Genomic DNA, 8,924 nt, shown 5'->3' with positions numbered 1-8,924 from the left:
GGTACTGCACTGGTTACGGTGTGGGAGAGTAGGACATCGCCGGACAAAAATTGAAGACAGTAATGGCGGCCCCCGCCCGACGAAGAAACTTCGATCGGGCGGCGCGGGCCGCCATTACTGCGTTTGCGGACCGGTTGCCACCAGCGCGAGGAAGGCTTACCTCGTCCTCAAACCAACTCCTCCTGTTCGTGATCATGCCGAACCTCCCCGCTACCCTGTCGTGATCATGCAAAGTGTCCCCGGCGTTCTAGAACTCTTCTGATGACCGTGCATCACGTGGTCACCGGTGCCCTGGTACGTGGCGATTGGCTGCTGCTCTGCCACCGTTCTCCGTCCCGGCGCTGGTACCCCAACGTCTGGGACCTGCCCGGTGGCCATGTGGACGCCGACGAGAGCGAACTGGAGGCCCTTCGTCGCGAACTGCGGGAGGAGGTGGGCGTCGACGTTGCCCACATCGACGATGAACCGTGCGCCCGTATCCGTGGCGGTTCGGACGATCTGCCGGAAGGTCGGCTGGAGCAGGGGATCTGGGTCATCCGAGCCTGGTCCGGGGAGCCCGTGAACCTCTAACCGCTGGAGCATGACGAGCTCCGTTGGGTGTCCCTGGACGCTATGAAGGGTTTGACACTGGGGCATGAGGATTACCTGGGCGTCTTCGAGCAGATACTCCGGGCCTGACGTTACGTCCGGTCTCTCAAGCGCCTCAGCACCTGAAGGGCATCCTCGATGCCCTGGGTGTCGTCACCGAACTCGTCCTCGATGCACTGCGCCAGCCAGCGTGCGCGCAGGTGCCGGTCCCGTTCCAGCTCGGTCCGGCCGACGGCGGTGAGCCGGTAGAGAACGGCGCGGCGATCGGTGGGGTGGGGTTCGGCCGTCGCTTCCCCGCGCTCGGCGATCTGGTGCACGATCGCGGTCATCGACTGGTGCCGGATGTGGCAGGCGTGAGCGAGCTCGGCGATCGTCGCCGGCCCGGAGCGGTCTAGGTGACCGAGGGCCGCCGCGTGGTTCGCCGGAAGTTCGTCAGTGGCGCGGGCCCGGCGGACGAGTTCCCCGACGACGGTGCGCAGCTCCTCGCCGAGTTCCAGGTACCCCCTACTGCTCATCCTCTGACTCTAAGGCTCCCGAATGCGGCCGGTGCGGGGTGTTGCGGGCGTCGCCCGTTCCGGCGATGCCACTCTTCCCCAAGATGCCGTCCGGTGGGCGGAAGCCCGGCCATTCATGAGCTCAGCTCCACCCCTTAGACGCCGATTCCCAGATTTCTGAGTCCTTAGGTGGCCGGGGGCCGGACCTTGATCAGAATCTGAGGTCTGAGCCTGGCCGGTGCTGCGTGATCTCCCGATCCGCCGGGTGCGGCCTTAGCGCGAAGGTTGATTCATCAGCAGAAGACGGCAGCTGAATCGACTGGGGGTCATGGTGATGAGTACGTCGTGGAACGGTTTTCGGCAGGACCTGGCGGCGAGTACGGCGGTCGGTCTCACCCGCGGGGCAACACTTCCGTACCAGAGGCTCGAGGGACCGGCCGAGACGGAAATGCGGTACCGCCAGCAGCGGCTGCTCAAGGAGGCCGCGCGTAAGCGGCAGCAGAAACAGGCACGTGAGGCTGGCAAGAAGAAGTCGTAGGCGACTGACCGGGAAGAGGTGACACGATGGGCGACGTGGCTTTCGTCGGTTCCGCCGCGCCGTTCGTCGCGAGAGTGGGGCAACTCGAGCGCCTGCGCGAACTTCTGACCCTTGCCCGGTCCGGCACCGCGACCGGGGTGATCATCGGTGGCGACGCCGGGGTCGGCAAGACCCGCACCCTCACGGAGATCGCGGAGCACGCGGCAGCGACGGGGTTCCAGGTCCTCACCGGTCGCTGCGTCGATCTGGGTATGGGGTCACTGCCCTACCTGCCGTTCGCCGAAGCTCTGAGCCAGCCGTTGCGGTGGGGAGAGCGGGACAGCGAGGAGAAGGGACGGATGGCAGAGGTCATCCGCCAGGTCTCGGCCGAACGTCAGGGGCTGGCCCAGATCGTCGGGTCGGCGATCGAGGTGATCCCGCGCAGCGTCGGTGAGGCCGGCCTGGATCGCCTGGCCCTGTTCGAGTCGGTCACCCACGTGCTGGGGCGCATCGGGTCCGAGGTCGCGCCGTTGCTCCTGATCCTGGAAGACCTGCACTGGGCCGACGCGTCCACCCGTGACCTGGTCCGGTTTCTGTTCAGCCGCCTGGGGCCCGACCGGCTGCTGGTGCTGGCCAGCTACCGTGCCGACGACCTGCACCGCCGGCACCCGCTGCGGCCGCTCGTCGGTGAACTGGTGCGGTTGCCCCGGGTCGAGCAGATGGATCTGCCTCCGTTGTCCGACCGCGAACTCGGGCAGCTCTTGGCCGGTGTGAACGGCGCTCCGGTGAAGCCGGCACTGTTGCGGCGCATCGTGAGGCGTTCGGCGGGGAATCCGTACTACGCGCAAGAACTTCTGGCCGCTGGGGACGACGGCCGCCTTCCCGAGGGCCTGACCGATCTGCTGCTCGATCGTCTGGAGCAACTGTCCGACCCGGCGAAGAAGGTGGTGCGGCTCGCGTCGGTGCTGGGGTCCGCCCGTATCGACGATGCGCTGCTGCGCGTGGTGATCAGCGGGCCGGACATCCGGGGTTCCCTGACGGCCGACGAGGCCGAGTCGGCTCTGCGAGAGGCGATCGCCCAGCAGGTGCTGGTGCCGGAGGAACTGGATCGCTACCGGTTCCGGCACGCTCTTCTGCAAGAGGCCATCTACTCGGACCTGTTGCCCGGTGAGCGGGTTCGTCTGCACAAGAACGTCGCCGATTACCTCAGACCGCTGATCGGTACGCCAGGGGCCAGGGGAATCGCCGCCGAGGTTGCACGTCACAGCCTCGCGGCCAACGACATGCCGAGTGCTCTGAATGCCTCGCTCCAGGCGGCCTGGTTCGCCGCCTGCGGCAACGCTCCCGCTGAGGCGTTGGAGCACTACGAACAGGCTCTGCAGCTGTGGGACGTCGTTCCCGACGATCAACGTGCCGAAGATGTCGCGCGCAGCACTGTCAGTCTGCGCGCGGCCGACGTGGCGAGTGATGCGGGGCGGTACACGCGAGCAGTCGACCTGGCGGCGACCGCCACGGAAGAGGCGGAGGCGGACGGCGACACCACCGCGGCGGCCAGGGCCCGGGCCACGTTGTCCCTCCATCTGTACCAGGCTGATCGGCCCCGGGAGGCGCACTCCTGTGCCGTGCAGGTCATCAACGATCTCGCCGGCGACCGGGCACCGTCCCCCGCGCGGGCCATGGCCTGGGGCATCGTCGCCCGGGTGCGTCTGGCGGCTGATCCTCGCGACGCTATGAAGGCGGTGAACCAGGCGCTGGCGGAGAGCGAGCCGCTCGGAATGACCGCTCTTCAGGTAGAACTGCTGACCACCCAGGCCGTGGCCGAGGGAGTGCTGGGGCGCGACGAAGAGTCGGCCCGGTCCTTCCGCCTGGCCCGCGCCGCGACCGAGCTCTCCGGAGACACGGCGGCCACGGTGCGGGTGATCTACAACCTCGCCATCAATCATCTGGACGCCGGAGACCTGGACGCCGGTATTGCAGATCTGCTCGCAGCCATCGAGGTGGCCGACTCCAACGGCCTGACCGCCAGTCCCTACGGGAGCAACGCCCGGTCGCTGCTGATCACCACGTTCTGGCACACCGGGCAGGTCGAACGGGCGCTGGGCGTGATCCGGCCGGACGAGGGCGCATCGCGGCTGCCGCTGTCGCTGGTCAGTTACCTACGGCTGTACGAGCTTCCGGTGCTGGCCGCGCGCGACCCCGAACAGGTGCTGCGGGCTGACGAGTGGCTGGTCATCACCGACGACTCCTGGGAACGTCAGCTGCTTCACTCGGCCCGGGCCGAGGCGATGACCTGGCTCGGGAAGTGGGAAGAGGCCGCGGTCCAGGCCCGGCGAGCGCTCGACTATGTGCTCCGGGAGGCCGAACCCTGGCTGCTGTCCGGCATTGCCATCGATGTCCGGGCTGTCAGCGCCCTGGCCGACGGGGCCGTGCGCGCCCGCGAGCTGGGTGATGCCGAGACCGAGCGATCGGCCCTCGCCGACATCGAGTACTTCCTGGAAGACGGTCGTACCCGAGGTCGTCTCGGCCTGCCCCGTCGCGGTGTGATGGGGCCCGAAGGCAAGGCCTGGTTGCTGCGCCTGGAACTGGAATGGGCGCGGGCCCGGGCTGCCGACGAGACGGCCGGATGGATTGAACTGGCTGAGACTTTCGAAGGAGTCTCGGTTTACGAGGTGGCCCGGGCCCGGTGGCGGGCGGCGCAGCTGTTACTCCGGGAGAACCATCGTGCTGAGGCCTGCGAGCAGATCCTTGCTGCCCACGACCGGGCTCTGCGGCTTGGCGCCGCGCCGCTGCTCCGAGAGCTCGAACATCTCGCTCTGCCGGCCGGCCTCAGCCTGGGCGGCGCCACCGGTGGCACCGACACGAACAGCCAGGACCGCCAGAACTATCGGGCTCTTCACGACGGGGAACTACGTGGGGAATCCGCCGGTCGCCAGGACCGCAGTGATCTTCAGGACCGCCCTGACCTTCAGGCCGGGGGACCGTACGGGGGTTCCGCTGCGCGTCCGGCTTCGGGGAACACCGGGGTTTCCGGATCCGGCGGTACCGGTCCAGCTACGTTCCCCCAGCCGGGATCTTCCGGTGGACCGGCCGCATCCGCCGATGACGCACCGATCACTGCGCCCACACTGACGCCCCGCGAGCACGAGGTGATGTCTCTGGTCGCTGCCGGCCTGACCAACCGGGCCATCGGCGAGCGGCTTTTCATCAGTGAGAAGACGGCCAGCGTGCACGTCTCCAACGTCCTGGCCAAACTCGGCGCCTCCGGTCGGGCGGAGGCAGTGGCCATCATGGGCAGGCTGGGGCTGATCCATTGAGAGAAAGCACCTGGACCGGCCACGCCCGGATCGAACCGGGTAGCGAAACCCCGGCCCTTGGACGCGGGAGCATGAGTGCGCCGCGGCCCGGGCCGGCGCGGGTTTAGGGTCGGGGAATGCTCGCCGCCGCTTTCGTGCCTTGTCCACCCCTGCTCGTACCGGCCTTGACCGGAGTTCGCGTGGGGCAGGAGGCCGGTGCTCGTACTGCCGACGAGCCCGACCCGACGCTGTCACCCGGACCGAGCGGGCAGCCCGCATCGAACCGGCAGAGTGGACAGCCCCGCCAGAGCCGGCCAACAGATCCGGTCCGGCCTTCGCTGGAAGACAGCGCCGGTGTGGTCGCAGGTGTGGGGGAGGCGCTGTCCGCGCTGACGGGTCCTCTGCTGGCGGTATGTGAGCAGGCGGTTGCCGGCCTGGTGGCGCAGGAACCCTCGACCCTGGTGCTGGTCGGCCCGGGAGAACGTACCTGGCGGCATGAGCCACAGGCATGGGGCACCCTGGCGGGCTACGGCGTGGCGGTCGAGGCACCGCGGGATCATCCGGCCACGGCACCGGGCCTGCCCTTGTCCCTGACCATCGGCCGCTGGCTGCTGGAGCGGGCTGGGTGGACCGGACCGGTAGTGCTGCAGGAGGTCTCAGTGACGGCGTCGGTTTCGGACTGTCTGGAGCTGGGGCATTCGCTTGATCAGCAGACCGGCCTGCACGCCGCGTGGCTCGTGCTGGGCGACGGCAGCAATCGGCGCGGAATGCGGTCGCCGGGGTTCGAGGATCCGGAGGCGGAGTCGTTCGACGCCGCGGTGGTGAAGGCTCTGACCGGCGCCGACCCGGAAGGGCTGGCCGACATCGCGCCCGCCCGGGCCGACGAGCTGGGATGTGTGGGCCGGGTTGCCTGGCAGGTGGCTGCCGGAGGGCTCGACGGGCCCCGGTCCGCCACCGCCGCCCTGCGGTACGAGGGCGCGCCGTTCGGCGTCGCGTACTTCGTGGCTGACTGGCGGTTCCCGGCGTGAGCGAACCGAGCTTGAGCCATCAGAAGATGACCGGCCAGGACCAGACCGGCCAGGACCAGACCGGCCAGGACCAGACCGGCCAGGACCAGACCGGCCAGGACCAGACCGGCCAGGACCAGACCGGCCAGGACCAGAGCAGTCAGGACCAGAGCAGTCAGGACCAGACCGGCCTGAATTACGGCCGCCTGAACCAGGGCCGCCTGAACGGGAGCACCGGGCAGCAGCTGGACGGCCCGGCCCGGAATCGGCTGACCGTCGCGGTGGTCGGTGCCACGGCCACCGGAAAGTCAGATTTGGCACTGGATCTTGCCGAGGCGCTGAACGGTGAGGTGATCAACGCCGACGCCATGCAGTTGTACCGGGGCATGGACATCGGTACGGCCAAGCTCCCGGCCGGTGAGCGGCGAGGAGTTCCGCACCACCTGCTCGACGTTCTCGATGTCACCCAGGAGGCCAGTCTCGCGGCCTACCAGCGGGACGCCCGGGCCGCCCGGGACGACATCCTGGCGCGGGGCAAGGTGCCGATCCTGGCCGGAGGCTCCGGGCTGTACGTGCGCGCGGTGCTCGACCAGCTCGAGATCCCGCCGACCGACCCGAAGGTCCGGCTGCGGCTGGAACGGGAGGCCGAGAGCGCCGGTGCCCCGGAGATGCACCGCCGTCTCGCCGAGCAGGACCCAGCGGCGGCAATCGCGATCCTGCCGGGCAACGTCCGGCGCATCGTGCGTGCGCTGGAGGTGATCGAGCTGACCGGCCGCCCGTTCAGCGCGACGCTGCCACGGCCCGAGTACGACGTGCCCGCCGTACAGATCGGCCTGATGGCACCACGGGAGGAACTCGACGACCGGATCGCGGCCCGGGTCGTGCGGATGTGGAGTGACGGGCTGGTCGAGGAAACAGTGCGCCTGGTCTCTGAGGGGCTACTGGACGGGAAGACCGCCCCGCGGGCGCTCGGCTACGCCCAGGTGCTGCGGATGCTCGACGGGGAGATGGACGAGGTGGAGGCCCAGGTCGACACCGTGAACACGACGCGTAAGTTCGCCCGGCGGCAGGAGTCCTGGTTCCGTCGCGACGACCGCGTCACCTGGTTGCCGTACGACGCGGCCGATCTGCGCGAGCGGGCGCTGGCGGCCGTCACCGGCCCGCGTAGCCTTACCCCGTGACGACGTTCGCGAAGGGCCATGGCACCGAGAACGACTTCGTGCTGCTCGACGACCCCGACGGCAAGCTCGACCTGACCCCTGAGCTGATCCGGCACCTCAGTGACCGCCGGGCCGGGCTCGGCGCGGACGGTGTCATCCGGGTTGTCCGGAGCGCGGCGGCCGGGCAGGACGTGGCCGGTGAGTGGTTCATGGACTACTGGAACTCTGACGGCAGCGCCGCCGAGATGTGCGGCAACGGCAGCCGGGTGTTCGTGGCGCATCTGCTGCGCCGGGGCTGGATCACGCTCGGCGAAGGTGATGAAGTGCTCATCACGACGCGCGGCGGGGTGATGCCGGTCAAGCGCCGGGGCGACCTGTTCACCATCGACCTCGGCGCGTGGCGGGTCGCCGGGGGCCCGGCCGCGGTCACGGCCGGCAGCGACGTGACCGTCACTTTCCCCGGGATGCCGCCCCTGCCTGGGCTTTCCATCGCACTGAGCAACCCGCACGTGGTGGTCGCGCTGCCCGACGTCGAGACGCTCGAAGCCCTCGACCTGACCGTGGCACCGATCGTCGAGCCCGCGCCGCCGAACGGTACGAACGTCGAGATCGTGGTGCCGCTGCACGACCAGAGCGTGCGTTCCGAGCTGGGCCACCTGAAGATGCGCGTGCACGAACGCGGTTCCGGCGAAACCCGTTCCTGCGGAACCGGAACCGTGGCGGCCGCGCTCGCCGCCCGGGCCTGGGGCGCCAACCTGGCCCCTGACCACTGGCGCATCGATGTGCTGGGAGGAACTCTCTACGTCGACACTGAGGGCACGGCCAGCGAGGGCGATTCGGCCAAGCTGTCCGGCCCCGCCGTCATCGTGGCCGAGGGCGAACTGGTCTGACTCAGAGTCGTTCGTGATCATGCCAAGTGTCCCCTGGGTTCTTGAACTCCGGGGACACTTGGCATGATCACGGACGAGGTGGGGGTCCCAGGGTTCTACAGGTGCCGGGGACACTTTGCATGATCACGGATGAAGTGGGGAGCCTAGGGTTCTCGGGGTGCCGGGGACAGTTTGCATGATCACGACCAAGGTTGGTGGCCCCGGGGCCTAGGGACGCCCGGAAGTTCTGCATGATCACGAAGAGGTTTGGGGGCCCAGGGCGTGAAGGTGACCTACTCGTCCGTTAATTCGACGCAGGAGCGGTGACCCGCAGGACCCGGTAACCCTTCGCGCTCCCGGCCCGCACGACCGTCCAGCCGGACGGGAGCTGCGTCTGCAGCCAGCCCTGCAGGGAGTCGGCGCCGAGGTTGCGCTGCACCACCAGGTGCGCGGAGGCCTCGGGCAGCAGGCGGGGGAGCCAGTGCAACAGCATCGCGTGCAGTTCGGTCTTGCCGATCCGGATCGGCGGGTTCGACCAGATTGCCGCGAACCGCACGTCGTCGGGCACCTGATCGGGCGTGGCCGTGCGCACGTTGGCCACCTTGGCCCGGCGGGCGTTGAGCACCGTCAGCTCCAGGGCCAGCTCGTTCACGTCGACGGCCCACACGCAGGCCCGCGGCGCGAGCAGGGCCGCGCTGAGCGTGATCGGGCCCCAACCGCACCCGAGGTCCAGGATCTCGCCCTCGGGCGGAGGAGGCGGGACCTCACGTAGCAGCACCCGCGTGCCGAGATCGATACGGTCGCCGCTGAACACACCACCGGCCGTGGTGACGGTGAGTTCACGCCCGGCGAGCATGATCTCGACGTCCCGCCGGTGGGTGGTCTCTTTCGGCGTTCGGAAATAGTGGGCGCCCTCGGCGGGCGCTTCAGAAGATTCGCTGGTCATCGCGAGAAATACTGTAGAGCCACCCACCGACAGTTCCGGCCACGTCGGCA

8 protein-coding genes are annotated in these 8,924 nt (G+C 68.9%); 6 read left to right on the top strand and 2 right to left on the bottom strand.

All coding sequences use genetic code 11. The features are described 5' to 3' along the window. The first annotated feature begins 261 nt into the window (after nt 1-261). Nucleotides 262-570, top strand: a complete 309-nt coding sequence (locus tag QSK05_RS33030) for an NUDIX domain-containing protein (protein ID WP_285601333.1) — start codon at nt 262-264, stop codon at nt 568-570. Nucleotides 571-680: 110 nt separating this feature from the next. On the opposite strand, the gene QSK05_RS33025 is transcribed toward QSK05_RS33030, so the two are convergent. Continuing rightward, nucleotides 681-1,103 carry a MarR family winged helix-turn-helix transcriptional regulator gene (locus QSK05_RS33025; RefSeq protein ID WP_285601332.1) on the bottom strand — a complete coding sequence of 141 codons (423 nt, stop codon included), beginning with the start codon at nt 1,101-1,103 and terminating at the stop codon, nt 681-683. A gap of 313 nt (nt 1,104-1,416) precedes the next feature. Between QSK05_RS33025 and QSK05_RS33020 the strand changes: the two genes are divergently transcribed. The 5 genes from QSK05_RS33020 to dapF all read left to right on the top strand — a co-directional run bounded on the left by QSK05_RS33020 (nt 1,417) and on the right by dapF (nt 7,949). Then, nucleotides 1,417-1,620, top strand: a complete 204-nt coding sequence (locus QSK05_RS33020; protein WP_285601331.1) for a hypothetical protein — start codon at nt 1,417-1,419, stop codon at nt 1,618-1,620. Nucleotides 1,621-1,646: 26 nt separating this feature from the next. Then, the gene (locus tag QSK05_RS33015) at nt 1,647-4,913 is read left to right on the top strand and encodes a helix-turn-helix transcriptional regulator (protein WP_285601330.1); all 3,267 of its coding nucleotides are present in this window, start codon (nt 1,647-1,649) and stop codon (nt 4,911-4,913) included. A gap of 179 nt (nt 4,914-5,092) precedes the next feature. Further along, a complete protein-coding gene (locus QSK05_RS33010) occupies nt 5,093-5,920 on the top strand; it encodes a class III extradiol ring-cleavage dioxygenase family protein (RefSeq protein WP_285601329.1) in 828 nt (275 codons plus the stop codon). 200 nt (nt 5,921-6,120) lie between these two features. Next, nucleotides 6,121-7,080: a tRNA (adenosine(37)-N6)-dimethylallyltransferase MiaA gene (miaA, locus tag QSK05_RS33005; protein WP_502879858.1), complete on the top strand. Its 960-nt coding sequence runs from the start codon at nt 6,121-6,123 to the stop codon at nt 7,078-7,080. After that, nucleotides 7,077-7,949: a diaminopimelate epimerase gene (gene dapF / locus QSK05_RS33000; RefSeq protein WP_285601327.1), complete on the top strand. Its 873-nt coding sequence runs from the start codon at nt 7,077-7,079 to the stop codon at nt 7,947-7,949. Before miaA ends, dapF begins: the two co-directional genes overlap by 4 nt. A gap of 283 nt (nt 7,950-8,232) precedes the next feature. Here the strand turns inward: dapF and QSK05_RS32995 are convergent, their stop codons facing one another. After that, nucleotides 8,233-8,874, bottom strand: a complete 642-nt coding sequence (locus tag QSK05_RS32995) for a class I SAM-dependent methyltransferase (RefSeq protein WP_285601326.1) — start codon at nt 8,872-8,874, stop codon at nt 8,233-8,235. Nucleotides 8,875-8,924: the final 50 nt, after the last annotated feature.

The sequence above is a fragment of the Kineosporia sp. NBRC 101731 genome (genome assembly GCF_030269305.1).
In the GTDB taxonomy this organism is placed as follows: Bacteria; Actinomycetota; Actinomycetes; order Actinomycetales; family Kineosporiaceae; genus Kineosporia.
This window is presented reverse-complemented; position numbering and strand designations above follow the sequence as displayed.